This window comes from Thermus amyloliquefaciens (genome assembly GCF_000744885.1).
Classification (GTDB): domain Bacteria; phylum Deinococcota; class Deinococci; order Deinococcales; family Thermaceae; genus Thermus; species Thermus amyloliquefaciens.
The window spans coordinates 468,637-488,848 of sequence record NZ_JQMV01000003.1; the positions used below are offsets into that span (position 1 = coordinate 468,637).

At 67.1% G+C, this 20,212-nt stretch carries 18 protein-coding genes and 1 pseudogene; 7 read left to right on the forward strand and 12 right to left on the reverse strand.

Annotation, left to right across the window (positions count from 1 at the left end; all coding sequences use genetic code 11):
• Positions 1-213 precede the first annotated feature (213 nt).
• The 5 genes from BS74_RS02810 to aceB form a co-directional block, all read right to left on the reverse strand.
• Entirely contained in the window at positions 214-1,464 is a 1,251-nt protein-coding gene (locus BS74_RS02810; RefSeq protein WP_038055858.1) for a glycerate kinase type-2 family protein, read from the reverse strand.
• Between the two features lie 6 nt (positions 1,465-1,470).
• Complete coding sequence (glcF, locus tag BS74_RS02815) at positions 1,471-2,751, reverse strand: glycolate oxidase subunit GlcF (RefSeq protein WP_038055860.1); 1,281 nt, start codon at positions 2,749-2,751, stop codon at positions 1,471-1,473.
• A 4-nt stretch (positions 2,752-2,755) separates the two neighbouring features.
• Complete coding sequence (locus BS74_RS02820; RefSeq protein WP_038055862.1) at positions 2,756-3,802, reverse strand: FAD-binding protein; 1,047 nt, start codon at positions 3,800-3,802, stop codon at positions 2,756-2,758.
• On the reverse strand, positions 3,795-5,174 hold the full coding sequence (locus BS74_RS02825) for an FAD-linked oxidase C-terminal domain-containing protein (protein ID WP_038055864.1): 1,380 nt from the start codon (positions 5,172-5,174) through the stop codon (positions 3,795-3,797). The genes BS74_RS02820 and BS74_RS02825 overlap by 8 nt, the downstream gene beginning before the upstream one ends.
• A 65-nt stretch (positions 5,175-5,239) precedes the next feature.
• Entirely contained in the window at positions 5,240-6,802 is a 1,563-nt protein-coding gene (aceB, locus tag BS74_RS02830; protein WP_038055867.1) for a malate synthase A, read from the reverse strand.
• A gap of 97 nt (positions 6,803-6,899) precedes the next feature.
• Here aceB and BS74_RS02835 point away from each other — a divergent pair, with 97 nt between their 5' ends.
• From BS74_RS02835 to BS74_RS02845, 3 genes are read left to right on the forward strand one after another with little or no spacing between them, the layout of a single operon-like run.
• Complete coding sequence (locus tag BS74_RS02835; RefSeq protein ID WP_038055868.1) at positions 6,900-7,658, forward strand: IclR family transcriptional regulator; 759 nt, start codon at positions 6,900-6,902, stop codon at positions 7,656-7,658.
• 41 nt (positions 7,659-7,699) lie between these two features.
• The gene (gene hspR, locus BS74_RS02840) at positions 7,700-8,398 is read left to right on the forward strand and encodes a heat shock protein transcriptional repressor HspR, fused homodimer type (protein WP_038055870.1); all 699 of its coding nucleotides are present in this window, start codon (positions 7,700-7,702) and stop codon (positions 8,396-8,398) included.
• Complete coding sequence (locus tag BS74_RS02845; protein ID WP_038055872.1) at positions 8,395-9,705, forward strand: dipeptidase; 1,311 nt, start codon at positions 8,395-8,397, stop codon at positions 9,703-9,705. The genes hspR and BS74_RS02845 overlap by 4 nt, the downstream gene beginning before the upstream one ends.
• A gap of 92 nt (positions 9,706-9,797) precedes the next feature.
• Here the strand turns inward: BS74_RS02845 and BS74_RS02850 are convergent, their stop codons facing one another.
• Together BS74_RS02850 and BS74_RS02855 are read right to left on the reverse strand one after the other, a co-directional pair.
• Positions 9,798-10,529, reverse strand: coding sequence for a 2-phosphosulfolactate phosphatase (locus BS74_RS02850; protein ID WP_038055874.1), 732 nt, complete (start codon positions 10,527-10,529; stop codon positions 9,798-9,800).
• A gap of 24 nt (positions 10,530-10,553) precedes the next feature.
• The gene (locus BS74_RS02855; RefSeq protein ID WP_038055876.1) at positions 10,554-11,204 is read right to left on the reverse strand and encodes a Crp/Fnr family transcriptional regulator; all 651 of its coding nucleotides are present in this window, start codon (positions 11,202-11,204) and stop codon (positions 10,554-10,556) included.
• 48 nt (positions 11,205-11,252) lie between these two features.
• On the opposite strand from BS74_RS02855, the gene BS74_RS02860 reads away from it, so the two are divergent.
• Genes BS74_RS02860 through BS74_RS02875 form a run of 4 tightly spaced genes read left to right on the forward strand, consistent with a single transcriptional unit; the run spans position 11,253 to position 14,343 of the window.
• Entirely contained in the window at positions 11,253-11,882 is a 630-nt protein-coding gene (locus BS74_RS02860) for an ABC transporter ATP-binding protein (RefSeq protein ID WP_038055878.1), read from the forward strand.
• 11 nt (positions 11,883-11,893) lie between these two features.
• Positions 11,894-12,601, forward strand: a complete 708-nt coding sequence (locus tag BS74_RS02865) for a phosphorylase family protein (protein WP_038055880.1) — start codon at positions 11,894-11,896, stop codon at positions 12,599-12,601.
• Position 12,602: 1 nt separating this feature from the next.
• The gene (locus BS74_RS02870) at positions 12,603-13,424 is read left to right on the forward strand and encodes an enoyl-CoA hydratase/isomerase family protein (protein ID WP_038055882.1); all 822 of its coding nucleotides are present in this window, start codon (positions 12,603-12,605) and stop codon (positions 13,422-13,424) included.
• 46 nt (positions 13,425-13,470) lie between these two features.
• Positions 13,471-14,343 (forward strand): HD domain-containing protein, encoded by an 873-nt coding sequence (locus BS74_RS02875; RefSeq protein ID WP_038055884.1) that lies wholly within the window; start codon positions 13,471-13,473, stop codon positions 14,341-14,343.
• A 3-nt stretch (positions 14,344-14,346) separates the two neighbouring features.
• Here the strand turns inward: BS74_RS02875 and BS74_RS02880 are convergent.
• From BS74_RS02880 to BS74_RS02900, 5 genes and pseudogenes are all read right to left on the reverse strand, one after another.
• Positions 14,347-14,784: pseudogene (locus tag BS74_RS02880) on the reverse strand (DUF2267 domain-containing protein).
• Positions 14,774-16,402 carry an IS200/IS605 family accessory protein TnpB-related protein gene (locus BS74_RS02885; RefSeq protein WP_245606068.1) on the reverse strand — a complete coding sequence of 543 codons (1,629 nt, stop codon included), beginning with the start codon at positions 16,400-16,402 and terminating at the stop codon, positions 14,774-14,776. The pseudogene BS74_RS02880 and the gene BS74_RS02885 overlap by 11 nt, the downstream one beginning before the upstream one ends.
• Before the next feature lie 187 nt (positions 16,403-16,589).
• Positions 16,590-18,236, reverse strand: a complete 1,647-nt coding sequence (locus BS74_RS02890) for a long-chain-fatty-acid--CoA ligase (protein WP_038055886.1) — start codon at positions 18,234-18,236, stop codon at positions 16,590-16,592.
• A gap of 127 nt (positions 18,237-18,363) precedes the next feature.
• The gene (locus BS74_RS02895) at positions 18,364-19,317 is read right to left on the reverse strand and encodes an MBL fold metallo-hydrolase (protein ID WP_038055888.1); all 954 of its coding nucleotides are present in this window, start codon (positions 19,315-19,317) and stop codon (positions 18,364-18,366) included.
• On the reverse strand, positions 19,314-20,210 hold the full coding sequence (locus BS74_RS02900) for a phosphohexomutase domain-containing protein (protein ID WP_038055890.1): 897 nt from the start codon (positions 20,208-20,210) through the stop codon (positions 19,314-19,316). The genes BS74_RS02895 and BS74_RS02900 overlap by 4 nt, the downstream gene beginning before the upstream one ends.
• Between the last annotated feature and the right edge of the window lie 2 nt (positions 20,211-20,212).

The window sequence follows — 20,212 nt, forward strand, 5'->3', positions numbered from 1 at the left end:
GCTAAAGGTTTCCCTTTAGGGGCTTTCATGCCTTAGGGCCCACCTTGGCCTCGCGGGGGTTGGGCCGCCCAAGCTCAAAGAGGGTGGCGGGTTTCACCCGAAGGTGGGGACGATATGGGCAGTCCGCCCGTGTGCAAAACCTGGCCTTTTCCTTACAAGGCAGGCGAGTACAAGGGAGTAACCCAAGGTGGGAGTTCCTTATGGAGAGCGCCTTTATTCCACAAAGAGGAGGCGGAAGTCGTTGAGGTTGGTGCCGGTGGGGCCGGTCTTCAGAAGGGTACCCGCCTTCTGGAAAAAGCCCAGGCTATCGTTTTCCGCCAGGAAGGGCCTGGGGTCTAGACCCAGGTCCCAGACCTCCGGGGTGAGGAGGGCCCCCGCGGCGCCCGAAGGCCCATCCAGCCCGTCGGAGTCGGCGGCCAGGGCGTAAAGGGGAGCCTTGAGGTGGGCATATAGGGAAAGGAGAAACTCCAGGTTCCGGCCCCCCTGGCCCTTTCCCCTCACCTGGACCTGGGCCTCGCCCCCGGAGAGGAGGAAAAGGGGGGGTTTGAAGGGAAGCCCATGGGTGCGGATGGTTTCCACCAGCTCCGCATGGAAACGGGCCAAGGCCCGGGCCTCGCCGCCGAAGCGGTCGGAAAGGATCACCGCCCGGTGGCCTTGCCCCCTTAGGAACCTTTGGGCGGCCTCGAGGAGGTCAAGGTTGCGCCCCACGATCCGGTGGGATAGGCGCTTTAGGGCGGGGTCTTGGGGCTTCAGGGTTTCGGGAAGCCGGCCTCGGGCTCCCTCCTCCAGCACCCGCCTGGCCTCGGGGAAGGCCAGGCGGTAGCGGTCCAGGACGGCCAAGGCGTCCGCATAGGTGGTGGGATCGGGGTGGAAGGGCCCAGAGGCGATGACCCCGGGATCATCCCCCGGCACGTCGGAAAGGAGGAGCGCCTGGACCCGGGCCGGGGTGGCCAAAAGAAGCCTGCCCCCTTTCACCCGGGAGAGGTGCTTGCGCACGGTGTTGATCTCCCCGATGCTGGCCCCGCTTCTTAGGAGGGCTTCCGTCAGCGCCCGTTTTTCCTCCAGGGAGATCCCTAGGGGCAGGCACCACAGGGCGCTTCCCCCACCCGAGACCAAGGCCAAAACCCGGGCCTTGGGGGGAAGCCCCTTGAGGAGTCCCAGGACCTCCTGGGCCGCCCTTTGGCTTTCCCCATCGGGCAGGGGGTGACCGGCGAAGACCGCCCGTAGCCCCAAGGCCTCCTGCCCCTGGGGCAGGGTGAGGTGGTAGTGCACCTCCCCGTAGCGATCCAGGGCCGCCCGCAGCATCCAGGCGGCGCCCTTGCCCACCGCCAGGATCAGGTGGGGCTTGGCCTTGGGAAGGGCCCTTAGGGTGAGGCGGTAGGGGTGGGCTTCCTCCAGGGCCTGACGGAAGGCGGTGAGGAGGAGGGACTTTGCTTCTGGGCCAGGTGCCTTGGACCAGGCCATCGCCCTTTATGGAGGAGGGGTATCCCCTCCGCTTCCCCCTTGACCGGCATAGAGCATCTCCAAAAGCTCCGCGGTGTGCAGCACGGGGATGCCCCGGTCCAGGTAGGCCTGGATCTGGGTGAGGCAGCCGATGTTGCCCGTGACCACCAGGTCGGGCTGGGTGGCCATGAGGTTCTCCGCCTTCCTCCGGCCCAAGGCCTTGGCGATCTCCGGTTGGAAGAGGTTGTAGGTGCCGGCGGACCCGCAACAGAGCTCCCACTCCTTGGGCTCCACGACCTCGAGGCCCGCCGCCCTTAAGAGCCTCCTGGGGGCTTCCCGCACCCCTTGGGCGTGGGCCAGGTGGCAGGCGTCATGGTAGGCCACCCTGAGGGGGGTTCTGGGGGGTGGGGGCGGGGTGAAGCCGAGCTCGTCCAGGAGGACCGTGAGGTCCTTGACCTTGGCCGCCAAGGCCCGGGCCTCCTCCTCCTCGGGCTCCCCCAGGAAGAGGAGGGGGTACTCCTTCATCCCCGAGCCGCAGCCGGCGGCGTTGCTGACCACGTAGTCCACATCTTGGAAGGCCTTTAGGTTCTTTCGGGCCAGGGCCCTTGCCCCCTCCTTGTCCCCAGCGTGGAGGTTTAAGGCCCCACAGCAGGCCTGCTCCTTGGCCACCACCACCTCCACCCCGTTTTCCTGCAGGACCCGGAGGGTGGCCCGGTTGATGGAGGGCCTCAGGACCTGCTGGGCGCAGCCCAGGAGGATGCCCACCCGGGCCCGCCTTGGGCCTTTGGCGGGGTAGACCTCCTGGTGGGAGGCCCTTTCCGGCAGGCGGTCGGGGAGGAGGGCGAGGGGGGCCTTAAGGGCCTTGGGCAGGGGAAGGGGTTGGAGAAGGGGTTTGAGCCGGCTTCCCAGCTCGGCCAGGGGCCGGAAGCGCTCCGGGTGGGGGAGGGTGCGCAGGAGCCCCAGGCGGTAGACCCGCTCCAAGGGGTAGCGGTGGCGCTTGCCCTCGGTGTGAAGGCGGAAGGTGGCGATGAGCTCGCCGTAGGGGACGCCGCTGGGGCAGGCGGTGACGCAGGCCTGGCAGGCCAGGCAACGGTCCAGGTAGGGGAGGGCCTCCTCCAGGGGGAGGTTTCCCTCCAGCACCTCCTTCATGAGGAAGATGCGCCCCCGGGGGGAGTCCATCTCCTCCTGCAGGACCACATAGGTGGGGCAGGTGGGGAGGCAGAAGCCGCAGTGGACGCAGGCCTCGATGGCGTGGGCCATCACCTCCCCTTCCTTGCCCAGGGCTTCCACGGGTATCCGGTGCTGCATGCTCTCACCCTAAGGGAAAGCGGCCCCTGGGGTCCAGGGCCTGTTTGACCTTGCGGAAAAAGGCCTCGGGTGGGGGTGGGAAAAGGGCCTCCTCGGCCCCCTTCAGGACCAGGTGGGGGATCCCCGCCCGCCTCAGGGCGTGGAGCCCTTCGGGTTCCAGGCCGGCATAGAGGAGCTCCCCGCCCGCCATGTACCGCCTGGGCCCCAGGGGCAGGCCCTCGAGGATGGGGATGAGGTCCAGGCGCGAGGGGACCTTGGCCCAGATGGGGCTTCCCTCCAGGAAGGAGAGGTCCCGCACCCCTTCCCAGTGGGCCTCGTCCTCGAGGAGGACCTCCCCTTCCCGTCCCAGGAGCTCCTGGAGCCGCCGAAGGCGCCCCTCCAGGCTCCCGGGAAAGCCCCCCAGGCGGATCTCCAGGGTGGCCGGGGGGATCAGGTCCAGGGCCAGGAGGTCCAAGGGAAGCCCCCGGAGGCGCTCCAGGGCCGAAAGGGCCTCTTCCAGGGTCCCGTACCCGGTCCGCAGGGTCCTGGTGGCCCGGGGGTAGGGGAAGACCTTGAAGGAGAGCTCCACCATGACCCCAAAGGCCCCCAGGGAGCCCACCATGAGGCGGTGGAAGGGAAAGCCGGCGGCGTTTTTCACCACCTTGCCCCCGCCCCGCACCAGCCTCCCTTCCCCATCCACGAAGCGCACCCCCAGGATGAAGTCCCTTAGGCCCCCAAACCGTTCCCGCATGGGGCCGGAAAGCCCCGCCGCCACCGTGCCCCCCAGGGTGGCCCCTTGCCCCACCAGGGGCGGGTGGAAGGGCAGGTACTGGCCGTGGGCCCGCAAGGCGGCCTCGATCTCCATAAGGGGCGTGCCCGCGTAGGCGGTGAAGACGAACTCCTCAGGGGTGTACTCCAGGATGCCCCTAAGCCCCGAGAGGTCCAGGAGGACCTCCCCCTCCTTGGGGGTGGAAAGGGCCGGTTTGCTCCCCCCTCCCTTGGGGCGCAGGCGGGGGTGGGCGCGCACGGCGTTCTGGACTTCTTCCAGGGAGCTCGCGCGAACCTCAGGCATAAACCTCTTCCGGTAGCACCTTGCCCCGGTTGGCAAGGCCTTGGGGGTCCAGGGCTTCCTTGACCCGCTCCATGGCCTCGAGGTCCCCCGGGGCGAACATTTCGGGCATGTAGCCCTTCTTTTCCACCCCGATGCCGTGCTCCCCGGTGAGGGAGCCCCCTAAGCGCACGCAAAGCCTGAGGATCTCCCCGGCCAGGGCCTCGGCCCGCTCCAGCTCCCCCGGCTTCTTGCCGTCGTAGAGGACCAGGGGGTGGAGGTTCCCGTCCCCGGCGTGGAAGACGTTGGCCACCCGGAGGCCAAAGGCCTGGGAAAGCCTTCCGATCTCCCTCAGGGCCTCGGCGAGGCGGCTTCGGGGCACCACCCCGTCCTGGACGAGGTAGTCGGGGGAGAGCCTCCCCACGGCGCTGAAGGCGGCCTTGCGCCCCTTCCAGATGGCCTGGCGTTCCGCCTCGCTTTGGGCGATGCGCACCTCCAAGGCCCCGCTTTCCCGGATGACCTCGCTCAGGAGCTTGGCCTCCTCCGCCACCTCCTCCTTGGGGCCCTCCAGCTCCACGATGAGGAGGGCCTCGGCCTGGGGGTAGCCGGCCTTCACCGCGGCCTCGGCGGCCTCAATGGCGAGCCGGTCCATGATCTCCATGGCCCCCGGGAGAAGCCCGCTTCGGATCACCTGGCTCACGGCGTTCCCCGCGGCCTCGAGGCTCCCGTAGGCCGCCAGGAGGGTGTGGTAGGCCTCGGGCTTGGGGAGAAGCCTCAGGGTGATCTCCAAGGCCACCCCCAAAAGCCCCTCGGTGCCCACGAAGAAGCCGTGGAGGTCGGGCCCCGCGCCCTCGAGGCCTTCCCCGCCCAGGCGCACCACCTCCCCCTGGGGCGTGACCACCTCGAGGGCCAGGACGTGGCCTGCCGTCATCCCGTACTTCAGGCAGTGGGCCCCCCCGGAGTTGAAGGCCACGTTGCCCCCCAGGGTGGAGACGGGCTGGCTGCTGGGGTCGGGGGCGTAGTAGAGGCCAAAGGGGGCCGCTTGCCGGGAGACCTCCAGGTTCACCACCCCCGGCTCTACCACGGCGATGCGGGCCTTGGGGTCCAGGCGCAGGATGCGGTTCATGCGGTTGAGGGCCAGGACCAGGCCTCCCTCCACGGGCAAGGAGCCCCCCGAGAGGCTGGTGCCGCTACCCCGGGCCACGAAGGGGACGCCATAGCGGTGGCAGAGCCTGACCGCCTCCACCACCTCCTCCTTGCGCTCGGGGAGCACCACGGCCAAGGGGCGCCTGCGGTAGGCGGTGAGGGCGTCGGACTCGTAAGGGGCAAGCTCCGCCTCCCGGGTGAGGAGCCTCCCCGGGGGGAACAGGGCCTTGAGCTCCTGCAAAAACCCCATCGTGGCCTCCTTGCCTCCCACTTTACCCCAAGGGGCAGGCCTTGGCCTGCCCCTTTCTCATGGGGCTAATCTATGTAATCGTAGGCCACCAGGGTGAGGAACTCGGTGAACTCCTGGGAAAGCACCAGCTTGTCCAGGATCTCCTCCGCCTCCCGGTAGCGGCCCACCTCCCGCCCCCCCAGCTTGGCGAGCTCCTCCTCCTTGATCTTTTGGTAGAGCTCCGGCGTCACCGTGCGCCCGTCCTCCAGGGTGGCCCCCCGGTGCACCCACTGCCAGAGCTGGGCCCGGCTGATCTCCGCGGTGGCGGCGTCCTCCATGAGGTTGAAGATGGCCGCGGCCCCGTTGCCGAGAAGCCACTGGTTCAGGTACTGCAGGGCCACGGAGACGTTGTTCCTGAGGCCCGCCTCCGTCACCTTGCCCCCCGGGACCTCAAAGTTCAGGAGGTCTTCCGCCCCCACCCGCACGTCCTCCCGCTTCACGTGCTTCTGGTGGGGCCTATCCCCCAGGTGGCGGTCAAAGACCTCCATGGCCACGGGCACCAGGTCGGGGTGGGCCACCCAGGTGCCGTCAAAGCCCTGCCCGGCTTCCCGCTCCTTGTCGGCCCGCACCTGCTTTAGGGCGCGCTCGTTCACCTCGGGGTCCTTGCGGCTTGGGATGAAGGCGGCCATGCCCCCGATGGCGTGGGCCCCGTGGATGTGGCAGGACTTCACCAGAAGTTCGGTGTAGGCCTTCATGAAGGGCACGGTCATGGTCACCTGGGCCCGGTCGGGGAAGATGGGGGCGGTGGTGGCGAACTTCTTGATGCAGCTGAAGATGTAGTCCCACCGCCCGGCGTTGAGGCCGGCGGCGTGCTCCTTGAGCTCGTAAAGGATCTCCTCCATCTCAAAGGCCGCCAGGATGGTCTCAATGAGGACGGTGGCCCGGATGGTCCCCCGGGGGAGGCCCAGGTAGTCCTGGGCGAAGTTGAAGACCTCGTTCCAGAGGCGGGCTTCCAGGTGGCTTTCCAGCTTGGGCAGGTAGAAGTAGGGTCCGCTTCCCCGCCTCAGGAGCTCGTGGGCGTTGTGGAAAAAGTAGAGGCCGAAGTCAAAGAGGCTTGCCGATATGGGCTCCCCGTCCACCCGCACGTGCTTCTCCACCAGGTGCCACCCTCGAGGCCGCACCACCAGGGTGGCCACCTCTTCCTTGAGCCGGTACTCCTTGCCTTCGGGGCTCACGAAGTCAATCTGGCGGCGGACGGCGTCATAGAGGTTCTTCTGCCCCCCGATCACGTTGTCCCAGGTGGGGGAAAGGGCATCTTCAAAGTCGGCCATGAAGACCTTGGCCCCGGAGTTCAGGGCGTTGATGATCATCTTGCGGTCGGTGGGGCCGGTGATCTCCACCCGGCGGTCTTGCAGGTCGGGCGGGGCCTCGGCCACCTGCCAGGACCCCCCCCGCACAAAGGCGGTTTCCTCGAGGAAGTTGGGTTTTTCCCCCGCCTTAAACCTTTCCCAAAGGGCTTTCCGCCGCTCAAGAAGCGCCTTGCGCACGGGGTTGAACTCCCGGTGCAGGGCCACCACGAACCTCAAGGCCTCCTCCGTGAGCACCTCTCCCAAGAGGGGATGGTCTTTCAGGATTTCCACGCCCTTCATGGTGGCTTGAGCTTAAGGGAGGGACCCCGATTTGTCAATAAACAAAACAGTTTTTTGCTTATTGAAAAACTGGCCCAGGGGTGCTAGCCTTAGACCCATGCCACGGCCCAGGAGGAAGGGAGCCGAGGAGGTGAAGACCCTGGAGCGGGGCCTAGCCGTGCTCCAGGCTTTGGCGGAGTTAAGGGAGGCCGGTCTTTCCTCCCTGGCGCAACGAACGGGGCTTACCAAGAGCACCCTTTACCGCTTCCTCCAGACCCTGGTCCGCCACGGTTTCGTGGAGGAGGAAAAGGGGGTCTACCGGGTGGGCCCCAAGGCCTTCGCCGTGGGCCAGGTCTATCCGAGGCGGAACCTGCTTCTTGCGGTGCGTCCGGAGATGGAGGCCCTGGCGGCGGAAACCGGGGAGAGCGTGAACCTGGCGGTGCTGGCGGGCAAGGAGGCCCTTTACCTGGACCAGGCGGAGGGAAGAAGGCTGGTCCGCCTCTTCACCGCTCCGGGGAGCCGGGCCCCCCTGCACGCCACCGGGGTGGGAAAGGTCTTCCTGGCTTTCCTGGGTCTTCCCGAGGGGGTTTCCCTAACCCCTTACACCCCCTACACCCTCACCCGCCGGGAGGACCTGGAGCGGGAGCTCGCCGGGGTGAGGGCGAAGGGCTACGCCCTGGACAACGAGGAGAGGGAGCTGGGGGTGCGGTGCGTGGCCGCGCCGGTTTTCGGCCCCGGGGGGGAGGTGGTGGCGGCCCTTTCCCTTTCCGCCCCCGCAAGCCGCCTTTCCCTGGAGGAGGCCCACCGCCTGGCCCCCCGGGTGGTGGAGGCGGCCAGGAAAGCTTCCTTGCGCTTAGGTTTTGTGCCCCCCTTGTAGTAGGATAGGTTAGGAGGGTTTAGCGGAGGGAGCTAAAGGCCATGGACAAGGACCGTCCCGTGTACGTGATCTCGGTGGCGGCGGAGCTTTTGGAGATGCACCCGCAGACCCTGAGGCTGTACGAGCGGAAGGGTTTGATCAAGCCGAAGCGGTCGGGCGGGAAGACCCGGCTTTACTCGGAGCGGGACATTGAGAAGCTGAGGGAGATCCGCCGCCTGACGCAGGAGCTTGGGGTGAACCTGGCGGGGGTGGAGGAGATCATGCGGCTTCGGGCGGAGCTGGAGGCCCTGCAGGCCCGGTTTGAGGCCGAGGTGGCCCGGCTGAAGCAGGAGATCGGGGCCCGCTTTGAGGAGCTGGAGCGCCCGGCCCTTCCTCCTCCCGGGGCCACGGCCAAGCCCTCCCCCAAGGACCGTCCCGTGTACGTGATCTCGGTGGCGGCGGAGCTTTTGGAGATGCACCCGCAGACCCTGAGGCTGTACGAGCGGAAGGGTTTGATCAAGCCGAAGCGGTCGGGCGGGAAGACCCGGCTTTACTCGGAGCGGGACATTGAGAAGCTGAGGGAGATCCGCCGCCTGACGCAGGAGCTTGGGGTGAACCTGGCGGGGGTGGAGGAGATCATGCGGCTTCGGGCGGAGCTGGAGGCCCTGCAGGCCCGGTTTGAGGCCGAGGTGGCCCGGCTGAAGCTCCTTCTCCTGGAGGAGGGTAAGGCGCTTTCCGAAGGGAGTAGCATGGGGGCGTGAAGACGCTAGCGCCCCTTTTGGAGTTCTTGTCCATCCCTTCGGTATCCACCGACCCCGCCCACAGGGAAGACGTCCGCAAGGCGGCCCGGTGGCTAGCGGCCAAGCTCCAAGCCCTGGGTTTCCGCACCGAGCTCCACGAGACCCCCCTCCACCCCATCCTCTACGCGGAGCGCCTCCTGGACCCCAAGGCCCCCACGGTCCTGGTCTACGGGCACTACGACGTCCAGCCCCCGGATCCCCTGGAGCTTTGGGAAAGCCCGCCCTTTAGCCCCACCCTGCGGGACGGGCGGATCTACGCCCGGGGGGCCTCGGACGACAAGGGGCAGCTTTGGGCCCACGTGGCGGCCCTCGAGGACCTCCCCGCCCGGGTGAACGTGAAGTTTTTGGTGGAAGGGGAGGAGGAGATCGGAAGCCCAAACCTCCTCCCCTTCGTGCGGGCCCACCGGGAGAAGCTGAAGGCCGACGTGGTCCTCATCTCCGACGGGGCCATGTTCGCCCCCCACACCCCCACCCTCACCTACGGCCTGAGGGGCCTCTGCTACCTGGAGGTGCGGCTAAAGGGGGCCAGGCGGGACCTCCACTCCGGGGCCTTCGGCGGGGTGGCCCCAAACCCCATCCAGGCCCTGGGCTGGCTTTTGGCCAAGCTGAAGGACGAGAAGACGGGGAAGGTGCGCATCCCGGGCTTCTACCAACGGGTGCGCCCCGTTTCCGAGGAGGAGCGCCGCCTCTGGCCCCCCTTGGACGAGGCGGCCCTGAAGGCGGAGCTGGGGGTGGAGGTTTTGCCGGGGGAGGAGGGGTACTCTCCCCTGGAGCGGCTTTGGACCCGGCCCACCCTGGACCCGAACGGCATCTGGGGCGGTTACCAGGGGGAGGGCTCCAAGACGGTGATCCCCGCCGAGGCGGGGATGAAGCTCTCCATGCGCCTGGTGCCGGACCAGGACCCGGAGGAGGTGGCGGCCTTGGCGGAGGCTTACCTGAAGGAGGTCTGCCCCCCCGGATACCGCCTGGAGGTCCTTCGCCTCCACGGGGGCAAGCCCGTGCTCACCGACCCCCATAGCCCCCCCATGCGCCTCATGGCCAAGGCCTTGGAGGAGGTCTGGGGCCGTCCGCCGGTCTATGCCCGGGAAGGGGGCACCATCCCCGTGGTGGCGGAGCTCCAGGAGGCCCTGGGGGCGCCCGTGGTCCTCCTGGGCCTGGGCCTTCCCGACGACAACCTGCACGCCCCCAACGAGAAGCTGGACCTGGTGAACCTGGAGAGGGGGATCGCCGCCATCAGGCGCTTTTACGAGCTCCTGGCGGGGGGCTAGGGCTTGCTGGTCCTGCGCCCCCATGGGTTTCTGGCCTTCCCCCACCTGGGCCAGGGGGGCCCTGCCGGGGCGGGGCTCCTGGGTCTTGGCGCCTAGCCCGCCTGCCCGGGGAGGGCCCGCTTGAAGATGAGGGCCTCCCCCACCCGGCCCGTGAGGATGGGCACCACGGCGCTTTTGGCCACCTGGGCGCAGAAGGGGACGTCGGCCTCGAGGCCCACCCCCCTCAGGGCCTGGGCGGCGGCGGAGAGGGAGAGGGCCTCCAGGGGGTCCTGGTAGGTGCGCTTCACCGCCAAGGCGATCCTGGCCCCGTCCTCGGGCTCCACCTCCCCCAAAAGCCCCAGGTACTCCGCCAAGACCCCAGCGGTGTAGAGGTCGTCCAGCCCCACCCGCCCCTCCTTGCCCGCACAGAGGATGGCCACCTCCTCGGTGGCCAGCTCCCGGGCCAATCGGGCGGCGGCGTGGGCGTTAAAGAGGGAGGCCAATAGCACGTGCTTGGCGGTTTTGGCCGCGGCGTGGGCGGCCTTGGTCCCGTTGGTGGTGCTCATCACCACCACCTTGCCCCCCACCGAGGCCTCCAGGGCTTCCCGGGGGGAGTTCCCCAGGTCAAACCCTGGGGGCTTCAGCCCCCCCACCTCCCCCGCCAGGAGCACGTCCCGGTCCTTGAAGGCCCGGGCGGCCTCGAGGCCCGCCACCAGGTACAGGGCTTCCGCCCCCGCCTCCAGGAAGCAGACGGCGGTGGTGGTGGAGCGGATCACATCCACCACCAGGACCACATCGGGGTAGACCAAGGCCTCCGTGGGCAGAACATCCACCTTCAGGCGCATGGAAGTCCCTCCGACGCGCTTGCCTCAGACCAGGCCAAAGGCCACCTCCTCCAAAAGCCCGGGGTCCGTCACCTCCACCATCCCCGCGAAGACCTGCAGGATGCCTTGGTCCTTGAGCTGGTGGAGGACCCGGGTGGTGGTTTCCCGGCTCACCCCGGCCAGGGCCGCCAGGTCCTGGTGGCGGAGCTGGAACTGGGGTCCGTGCCCTTGGCGAAGGAGCTTTAGGAGGGCGTAGGCCACGCGGCTTCTGGCCTCCTCAAAGGCCATGAGGTCCAGCTCCAAGTTGAGTTCCCTTAGGCGGCGGGCCAGGATGCGGGCCAGGTTGTGGGCGAAGAGGGGGAGGCGGCGGATGAGCCCAAGGTAGGCCTCCTGGTAAAGGGCCAGGAGGCAGGTATCCTCCTCGGCCACGGCGCTGGCGCTTCGTTCCCCTCCGTCCAAAAGGCTCATCTCCCCGAAGACCTCCCCGGGTCCCAGGAACCCCAGGATCTTCTCCTGGCCTCCCAGATGGGTGCGGTAGAGGCGCACCCTACCCTCCTCCACCAGGTAGAGGGCCTGGCCCAGGTCCCCCTGGTGGAAGATGGGTTTGCCCTTGGGGTAGAACAAGGGTTGGAAGTAGGAGCGGGCCAGGCGGGTTTCCTCCGGGCCCATATCCTGGAAAAGAGGGGATGCGGGCATCGGCCTTACTCTAACCGAGGCTTCATCTTTTGCCTAGAGGATTAGAAGGTGGACCCGGTTTTGGAGGCGGTGGGCCTGGGGTTCTCCTACGGGAACGGTTACCTTTTCCGGGGGGTTTCCTTAAGGCTCTACCCCGGGGAGGCCCTGGCGGTCTTGGGGCCTTCGGGAAGCGGCAAAACCACCCTCCTCCACCTCCTGGCGGGCCTTTTGCCCCTGCAGGAGGGGGAGGTGTACTGGGAGGGAACCCCCATCCGGGGCCTTCCCGAGGGGGTTCTGGCCAGGAGGCGGCTTCGCTTTATGGGCCTTGTGTTTCAGCACCACTTCCTCTTCCCTGAGCTCACCGCCTTGGAGAACGTCCTGGCCCCCGGCTACCTGGTGGGCCGGGTGGACCGGGGCCATGCCCTTTGGTTCCTTTCCCGGCTGGGCCTTAGGGAACGGGCGGACTTCCTTCCCCAGAGGCTTTCGGGTGGGGAGCGGCAGCGGGTGGCGGTGGCCCGGGCCCTTTACCTCAGGCCCCGCCTTCTCCTGGCCGACGAACCCACGGCCAGCCTGGACCGCACCCAGGCCAGGAACGTGCTCGGGCTCATGCAGGAGCTGGCCCGGGAAGTGGGGGCGGCCCTTCTTTTCTCCACCCACGACGAGGCCTTGGTGGAAGGCCTTTCCGTCTTGCGGCTTTAAAATGGGGCGGTATGAGTCCCATTCACGTGCGGGGCAAAAGGGGGGAGGTGGCGGAAAGGGTGCTCCTGCCTGGGGATCCCGGCCGGGCGGAGTGGATCGCCACCACCTTCCTTGAGGAACCCCGGCTCTACACCTCCCACCGGGGCCTTTTGGGCTTTACCGGGCGGTACCGGGGGGTGCCGGTTTCCGTGCAGACCACGGGCATGGGGGCTCCTTCGGCCAGCATCGTGGCCGAGGAGTTGGTGAGCCTGGGGGCCAGGGTGCTCCTCAGGGTGGGCACCTGTGGGGCGGTGGACGAGGGCCTGGCCCCGGGGGACCTGGTGATCGCCCAGGGGGCCGTGCCCCTGGACGGGGCCACCCGGCAGTACCTGGAGGGCCGCCCCTATGCGCCGGTGCCCGATGCCGACCTCTTCCGCGCCCTTTGGAACCAGGCGGAGCGAAGGGGTTACCCCCACCACGTGGGCCTTGTGGCCACCGAGGATGCCTTTTACGCCACCACCCCTGAGGGCGCCAGGGCCTGGGCCCGGTACGGGGTTCTGGCCTTTGAGATGGAGGCCAGCGCCCTTTTCCTCCTGGGTAAGATGCGGGGGGTGCGGGTAGGGACCATCCTTGCGGTTTCCAACCGCATCGGGGACCCGGAGTTGGCCCCTCCCGAGGTGCTGCAAGAAGGCGTAAGGCGCATGGTGGAGGTGGCCCTCGAGGCCCTTTTGGAGGTGTAGCATGGCCCACGAGCACGAAGGCGAGCACGAGTTCATCCTGGAGATCCCCGAGTTTGAGCACCTTTCCTACGAGGTGGAGGAGGGCATCGCCCTGGTTACCCTAAGGCGCCCCGAGGCCCTAAACGCCCTCTCCCAGGACCTCCTGCGGGAGCTGGCCGAGGTGGCCGAGGTCATCCACCAAGACCCCGAGGTGCGGGTGGCCATCTTCACCGGGGAGGGCAAGGCCTTCGCCGCCGGGGCGGACCTGAAGGAGATCGCCGCCCTGAAGGATCCCTTCATGGCCCGGGAGTACGCCCTTTTGGGGCAGCAGGTCTTCGCCGAGATCGCCGCCTTGCCCCTTCCCACCATCGCCGCCATCCACGGGTATGCCCTGGGGGGAGGGTTGGAGCTGGCCTTGGCGTGCGACCTGAGGGTGGCCTCCAAGGGGGCCAAGCTGGGCTTGCCCGAGGTGGGGCTTGGCCTTATCCCGGGCTTTGGCGGCACCCAACGCCTTCCCCGGCTCATCGGGCGGGGCCGGGCCCTGGACCTGATCTTCACCGGGCGGCATGTGCCTGCGGAGGAGGCCCTCGCCCTTGGCCTGGTGAACCGGGTGGCGGACGATGCCCTGGAGGAGGCCAAGCAGCTGGCCCGGAAGATCATGAAAAACGCTCCCATCGCCCTGGCCCTGGCCAAGGAGAGCGTGGTGCGGGGCGAGGGGCTGGACCTGGCGGAGGCCTTGGAGATCGAGGCGGACCTTTTCGGCTACGCCTCCGCCACCGAGGACATGAAGGAGGGGGTGCGGGCCTTCTTGGAGAAGCGGGCGCCAAACTTCAAGGGGGAGTAGCCGCCACCTTCTGCCCGCGGGGGGTGGTGTAAGGTAAGGGGTGCCCATGACGGGAGAGCGCGTGGTCCACGTTGCCAGTCCCAAGGCCAAGCTCTACATGGAGGCGGACCAGGCCATTCGGGAGCGCCTGAAGTCCTTTCCCAAGGCCCTTAAGGCCTACGAGCTCCTCATTCAGGACCCCGAGGCCCGCGCGGGTTGGAACATGGCCAACTACCTCACCATGCGCAAGCTGGGCTACAACGACCACGGCCGGGTCCACGCCCTCCTCACGGGGGCGGCCAGCGTGGCCATTCTGGCCCTCCTGGCTGAGGCGGGGGTGCGCCTGGACACGGTGGAGTCGGGGGCCGGGGAGCTGGAGGACGCTTACGTGGTGGTGCTCCTTTCCACCATGCTCCACGACCTGGGCAACCAGGTGCACCGGGACCACCACGAGGCCTTTGGCGTCACCCTGGCCCTACCCATCCTGAACCGCATCCTGGAGAAGATTTACCCCGACCCCGAGCAACGCACCGCCCTCAGGGCCCTCATCCTCCACGGCATCTACAGCCACGACCTCTCCCCGGAGCCCCTCACCCTCGAGGCGGGGGTCACCGCCGTGGCCGACGGCACCGACATCACCAAGGGCCGGGGGCGGAAGGCCTTCGCCCTGGGGAGCATTGACATCCACTCCATCAGCGCCTTGGCGGTGGACGAGGTGCGCATCCTCAAAGGGGAGAAGGTGCCCGTGGAGATCCAGGTGACCATGAACAACTCCGCGGGCATCTTCCAGGTGGAGGAGACCCTTACCAAGAAGGTGCTCCGTAGCCCCCTAAGGCCCTACGTGAGCGTGGTGGCCATGACCGAGGGGAACGGCGGGGACCAACGCATCGTCCACCGGGTGCGCCTCCACGAGAGCGAGGACCGCTTCGTCCTGGACTAAGGTTCAGCCTTGGGGCCAAAGCTCCCGGATCTCCTTGGGGAGGAGGTTTATCACGTCTTGCACCTCGCCTTTCGAGACCTTTTCCTTAAGCACCCGGAAAACCGCCCGCGCCGCGGTCTCGGGGTCCAGGGCAGGGCCCGAGGGAGTCTTGAGCTCCCGAGCCACGTGGGCCAGGAAGTCCTCCTTGTGCCGCTCCTTGAGGGGCTTGCCTGTGGGGTCCCAGCCCTCCTAGAAGAGGCCCCGAAGGAGCATGGGTAGACCCGCGGCCAGCTGGGCGGCCTCCTCCACGGTGAGGCGGTCCCGCAGGGCGTGGAGCACCGCCCTCAGGGCCATGTAGGCCCGGTGGCGGTCCTCGGTGCCCAGGGCCTCCATGGCGGCCTTGAGCCAGGCATGGGTCTTGTGGAGGGTGGTATCGAACACCTGGTCAACTCTAGCCACCACTACCCACCTCTTCACGAGGAGATGTTTTCATGGCAGCCGGCCCACCACCGTCATGGGCGAAGCCCATACCTTGCGGATGTGGACCTGAGCCTCCCTTCCACCCCTCCCACGATCCCAGTAGGATGGGCTTGAGCGGCGACAGGTCTCTTGGCACTCTTCGCCCAAGGAGGGGAAGGAAGGTGCCTACCCTCAGGGCTCGCCAGGGATTATTGCCCTGGGGGTTCCTTCCATTGGTTGACCCCTTTGGACTCCCCGGCTCACCCTGTGAGCTCAAAATCATGGCGAGAGCCCGCTTGGCCTCCTTAAGCTCCCGCCCAAGTCTGCGCTTGAGGTAGGGGTTCCTCTCCCGGCGGTATTTGTCTTGAAGCTCCGCTATCCGCTCCCCGTAGAAACGCCGGGCGTGTTGGTGGAAAGTGGAGTCTCCTAAGAGGGCCCTGAGGTTCTTGGGTATCTCCTCCTTGAACCCCAAGGCCCTCCTGCCGATCACGTAAGCGGCGGCCACGTCCTTGGAGAGGGAAAGGAGAGGCGCGTACTTCAGCATCCCGATGGTGGAGGTGTCCTTGGGGTTCACCTCCAGGCTTTGGATGCCCTTTCTCCTGGCCAAGGTGTGCACTTTCTTGAGGAGGGAGCGGTAGGCAAAGCGGTGGGCTTTGCGGCGAAAGTGTCGTCCAGAGCCGTCTCCTCTCCTTCCCTTGGGTAAGTGCTTCAGTCTTTCCGTGGCAATGGCGACTTCCTCTTCCATGGCGATACCCACCACCTGGTGGGCGATCTGCCAAAGGAGGATTTCCTTGGCTCCTCGGTTAGGAGCTTTATCAACTTCCTCAAGAGAGAGGGTCAGGTACCGCCTCAGGTTCCCATCGGGGTTGACGATGGCCAGGGCTAGATGGTAGGGATCGGAGTTGATGTCCAAGGCCAGGATGCCCTGCTCCTTCGTAACCCTCAGGGGTGGAAGTTCCTCTTCCCAGGAGAACAGGGCGTAGACCTTTCCTTTCCTCAGGCTGAGCTCCACGTTGTACGGATCTCCGGCGTACACCCTCCCCAGAAGTTCCTGGAGTCTGGGGTGGCTCGTCTTCACCAGGGCATGGGCGTAGCGGTCCACCAGGTTGATGCGAAGGCAAAGGCTTCCGTTCCCGATCACCAGGCGCAGGTTGAGGTTGCCGCCCTTCGTCTTGTCTCCCCTGGCATAGAGCATGCCTTTGCGCCGTTCCTCCCATTCCGCCTTCTTCTCCCTGTAAAGGGGCCGGTTGCTCCTTGAGAAACGGGAGAGCTCCTGGTGGAGCTTTCTGCCCCCGGTCAGCCCCGTAGGGGCTATCTTGCAGACCACCTTGCGGGGGTCTTCACCCCGTTCCTTCAGGGAGGAGATGAGGCTTTGGGCTTTGAGGAGGGCGTCGTCTGCGTAACGGGTGTTGAGGCGGAAGAGGTTGCACAAGAGGCCGTCTTCCCTCTTCAAGGCCTTGCGGTCCTTTCCTTCCAGGAGTCTTTGGTACCCGTAGCGAAGGGCTGAGGAAAACCGGCGCATGAGGTCTACGGTGTCCTTGTGGTCCTCATGGTTTGGGAAGACCAGGAGGGCTTCTAGGCCGGTGTAGGTCTTGGGTTGCTTCTCAGCTGCTTTGCCCATGGGTGTATTGGCTCCAAAACTAAGCCTAGTGTAGCTTGATGGTGGCAAGGGGTCAACTGTTCAGAACCTCCTCACGTAAAGCCTATAACTCTTGAGCCCAGGCATGTAAGGAAAGGGCGAGTCCCCAGGCGGCAGGGGCTTCCGCCTGGGGACCTTCTCCCTAGGGGCTTGCTCTGGCGTCAGCGGGCTACCGCCTGGTCCCCACCTCCTTGGTGAGCTCCCGCTTGAGGATCTTGCCCACGCTGGATTTGGGGAGGCTATCGCGGAACTGGATGATGCGGGGGACCTTGTAGGCGGCGAGGTTTTGCCGGCAGAAGGCCTCGAGGTCCTTTTCCGTGACCTTGCCCTTATAGGCTTCCTTGAGGACGATGAAGGCGGCCACGGTTTCCCCGCGGTAGGGGTCGGGCACGCCCACCACGGCGGCCTCCTGGACGGCCTCGTGCTGGTAGAGGACCTCTTCCACCTCGCGGGGGTAGATGTTGTAGCCGCCGGCGATGATCATGTCCTTTTTGCGGTCCACGATGTAGAAGTAGCCGTCTTGGTCCATTCTGGCCATGTCGCCGGTGAAGAGCCAGCCTTCCTTGAGGGTCCTTTGGGTTTCCTCGGGGCGGTTCCAGTAGCCTTTCATGACGTTGGGGCCTTTGACGATGAGCTCCCCCACCTCGCCCACGGGGACCTCCTGGCCCTCCTCGTCCACCACCTTGGCCTCCACCCCCGGGAAGGGCAGGCCCACGCTCCCCAGTTTGCGGGGCCCGTGGAGAGGGTTGCAGTGGGTCACGGGGCTCGCCTCCGTGAGGCCGTAGCCCTCCACCAGCTTGGCCCCGGTGAGCGCCTCAAAGCGTTCGGCCACCTCGAGGGGCAAGGGGGCGGAGCCCGAGATGCAGGCCCGGATGCTCTTGAGGTTTCGTTTTTCAATGCCCGGGAAGGTGTTGAAGGCCACGTAGAGGGTGGGCACCCCGGGGAAGAGGGTGACCTGGTGTTTCTCAATGGCCTCCACGATGGGCTTAATCTCCGGCCTGGGCAGGAGGACCAGCTTGGCGGCCCCCAAAAGGGCCAGGTTCATGGCCACGGTCATGCCGTAGACGTGGAAGAAGGGGATGGCTCCCAGCACCACCTCCTTCCCCTCTTGGAAGTCGGGGATCCAGGCGCGGACCTGCAGGGCGTTGCTGGAGAGGTTGCGGTGGGTGAGCATGGCCCCCTTGGCCACCCCGGTGGTGCCCCCCGTGTACTGCAAAAGGGCCAGGTGGTCCAGGTCCAGGGGGACGGGATGGGGCTTGCCCGGTTTGAGAAAGGCCCGCCAAGGGATGCCTTCCAGGCGTTTGGGCGCCTGGCCCTTGCGCCGCAGCATGAGGGGGTAGAGGAGGTTCTTGGGGAAGGGCAGGTAGTCCTGGATCCCGGTGCGCACCAGCACCTCCACCGGGGCCTCGGCCTTCACCTCCTGGTAGCGGGGCAGGAGGAGGTCCAGGATGACCAGGGCCTTGGCTCCCGAGTCCAGGAGCTGGTGCCGTAGCTCCCGCGGGGTGTACATGGGGTTGGTGTTCACCGCCACGCCCCCCGCCAGGAGGGTGCCGTAGAAGGCGATGACGAACTGGGGGGAGTTGGGGAGCATGATGGCCACCCGGTCCCCGGGTTTTAGGCCCGCCTCCTGGAGGCCCTTGGCGAAGGCCTCCACCTGTTGCCAGAGGCTTTGGTAGCTAAGACTTCGCCCCAGGAACTCCAGGGCCACCTTGTGGGGGTAGCGGCGGGCGTTTTCCCGCAAGAGCTCCGTCAGGAGCCAAGGCTTCGGGGCTTCCTTGGGGACCCCAGGGTCGTAGTGGGCGTACCAGGGATGCATGGCACCTCCTTGAACCGGGTCAAAGTTTACCCCCCTCCCCGCGTTGGGGCAAGGGGTATGAAGTACCCCGTGGTGGCTTGCGCCACCACGGGGGCCCCAATCTGGCCTCTGGGACCCCGCCCCCGCCTTAGGCGCGGAAGTAGCGGTAGGGGGGGCCTTCCCGCCCCACCTGCCCCTCCTGGCGTAGGTACTCCAGGTGGGCCAGGGTTTCCGCAAAGGCGAAGCGCCTCCCCGCGGCGTCCAGCTCCTGGGGGAAGAGGAGCAAGGAGAGCTCCCAGGCGGTCTTGGGGGTTTCCAGGTGACCGAGGAGGGCCAGGAGGCGCTCCTCGTGGTGGGCGGTGAGTTCCCGGGCCCTTTGGGCCACGTCCTCCAGGGGGCCGAAGTGGCCGGCGTGGGCTATCCGGGCGGGGACCTCTTCCAGGCGCTTCAAGGAGGCGAGGAAGTCCTTCAAGGGGTTCGGCCGGGTGTAGGCCCAGAGGCCCACGTTGGGGGAGACCCGCTCCAAGAGGGCGTCCCCCGTCAGCAGGACCCCTTCCTCCTCCAGGAAGAAGGCCACGTGCCCGTCCGCATGCCCCGGGGTCCAGAGGACCCTAAGGCGCCGCCCGGCCACCTCCAGCACCTCCCCGTCCTGGAGGGGGGTGGGGTTTTGCGGAGGATGGACCCGCTCCCGGGTTTTGGCCATGGTCTCCCGGATGCCCCAAAGGGCCTCCTCCGGGGTGCCGTGCTCCCGGAAAAGCCGCCAGCTTTCCTCCTCAAAGGCCTCGGGCTCCAGCCAGAAGCGGTGGCCCCGCGAGAGCTCCTCCTCGTGCAGGTAAACCCTTGCCCCAAGCCCTTCAAAGAAGCCCGCCAGGCCGTAGTGGTCCGGGTGGTGGTGGGTGAGGAGGACCACCTTCACGTCCTGGAAGCAAAGGCCCAGCTCCGCCAGGTAAAGCTCCAGGGTGCCCCGGGCGGTGCGGGTGCCCAAGGCGGTGTCCAGGAGGGCCACCTCCCCGTTGCCCCGGAAAAGGTAGAGGTTCACCCTTTTCAAGGGGTAGGGGATGGGCACGGGGAGGAGGAAAAGACCGGGAAGAAGCTCCTTCATAGGAGGACCCGCAGGAGGAGAAGGGCGGCCAAAAAGGGATCCTTTTCCGGGAGGTGCCAGGGGAAGAGGTAGCCGCCTTCGCCGTCCGCCTGGACCTCCCTCCCGCCCAGGGCTTGTCTAAGCCTTTCCAGGGTTTCCTCCGGGGGGAGCGCCTCGCCACCGGGCAGGACCACGCCAAGGCGGTCCGCGTCCCCATCCAGGGCGAAGCCCACCGCCGGGGCCTCCGCGGCCTTCATGAGGGCGAGGAGGGTGGGGAGGTTTTCCGGCTTGGGGTCGGGGTCTACCCCGTAGAAGAGGGGGTGGGGTAGGGGATGGAGTTCCCTAAGCTCCGCCTCGAGGCCCAAAAGCTTAAAGACCCCCGGCAAAAGGCCCCCCCCTGCGCCCCCCAAGGCATCCAGGTAGACCACGCCCTTTTTCCCCTGGAAGCCCTCGCCCGCGCTCCCTGCCAGGTGCTCCAGGTAGGCCTTCTTCCGGTCCAGGATTTGGAAGCTTCCCCTCACACCGGGGGGTTCTTCCGGCAAGGGGAGCCCCGCGGGCGGGAGGGGCCTTCCTGGGCCCAGGCGGAGCTTGACCCCTTGGTAACGGGCGGGCCTACGGCTGGCGGTGAGGTAAAACCCCGCCGCTTCCAGTTCCCTTAGGGCGAAGGCGAAAAGGGGCCAGGGGGAAGGGCCCTTCAGGAGAAGGGTCTCCAGGCCCAGCCCCCCGAGGACCCCCGCCGCCTCCTCCGCCATCTCCTTGGCCAGGAAACGGGCATCGTGGGCCACCACCACCTGGGTGATCCCCTCCGCCTTAACCCTTTCGCCAAACCCAGCGGCCAAGCGGGCCACCTGGGCGAAGGTGAAGCCCTTGGCGATCTCTCCCAGAAAGCCGTCTTGGGTGGGGTAGAGCTCCATGC

What these genes read in the sequence shown, in the direction of transcription:
- BS74_RS02810 (WP_038055858.1), bottom strand. Translation starts at nt 1,464, where the DNA reads ATGGCCTGGTCCAAGGCACCTGGCCCAGAAGCAAAGTCCCTCCTCCTC.
- glcF (WP_038055860.1), bottom strand. Translation starts at nt 2,751, where the DNA reads ATGCAGCACCGGATACCCGTGGAAGCCCTGGGCAAGGAAGGGGAGGTG.
- BS74_RS02820 (WP_038055862.1), bottom strand. Translation starts at nt 3,802, where the DNA reads ATGCCTGAGGTTCGCGCGAGCTCCCTGGAAGAAGTCCAGAACGCCGTG.
- BS74_RS02825 (WP_038055864.1), bottom strand. Translation starts at nt 5,174, where the DNA reads ATGGGGTTTTTGCAGGAGCTCAAGGCCCTGTTCCCCCCGGGGAGGCTC.
- aceB (WP_038055867.1), bottom strand. Translation starts at nt 6,802, where the DNA reads ATGAAGGGCGTGGAAATCCTGAAAGACCATCCCCTCTTGGGAGAGGTG.
- BS74_RS02835 (WP_038055868.1), top strand. Translation starts at nt 6,900, where the DNA reads ATGCCACGGCCCAGGAGGAAGGGAGCCGAGGAGGTGAAGACCCTGGAG.
- hspR (WP_038055870.1), top strand. Translation starts at nt 7,700, where the DNA reads ATGGACAAGGACCGTCCCGTGTACGTGATCTCGGTGGCGGCGGAGCTT.
- BS74_RS02850 (WP_038055874.1), bottom strand. Translation starts at nt 10,529, where the DNA reads ATGCGCCTGAAGGTGGATGTTCTGCCCACGGAGGCCTTGGTCTACCCC.
- BS74_RS02855 (WP_038055876.1), bottom strand. Translation starts at nt 11,204, where the DNA reads ATGCCCGCATCCCCTCTTTTCCAGGATATGGGCCCGGAGGAAACCCGC.
- BS74_RS02865 (WP_038055880.1), top strand. Translation starts at nt 11,894, where the DNA reads ATGAGTCCCATTCACGTGCGGGGCAAAAGGGGGGAGGTGGCGGAAAGG.
- BS74_RS02870 (WP_038055882.1), top strand. Translation starts at nt 12,603, where the DNA reads ATGGCCCACGAGCACGAAGGCGAGCACGAGTTCATCCTGGAGATCCCC.
- BS74_RS02875 (WP_038055884.1), top strand. Translation starts at nt 13,471, where the DNA reads ATGACGGGAGAGCGCGTGGTCCACGTTGCCAGTCCCAAGGCCAAGCTC.
- BS74_RS02885 (WP_245606068.1), bottom strand. Translation starts at nt 16,402, where the DNA reads ATGGGCAAAGCAGCTGAGAAGCAACCCAAGACCTACACCGGCCTAGAA.
- BS74_RS02890 (WP_038055886.1), bottom strand. Translation starts at nt 18,236, where the DNA reads ATGCATCCCTGGTACGCCCACTACGACCCTGGGGTCCCCAAGGAAGCC.
- BS74_RS02895 (WP_038055888.1), bottom strand. Translation starts at nt 19,317, where the DNA reads ATGAAGGAGCTTCTTCCCGGTCTTTTCCTCCTCCCCGTGCCCATCCCC.
- BS74_RS02900 (WP_038055890.1), bottom strand. Translation starts at nt 20,210, where the DNA reads ATGGAGCTCTACCCCACCCAAGACGGCTTTCTGGGAGAGATCGCCAAG.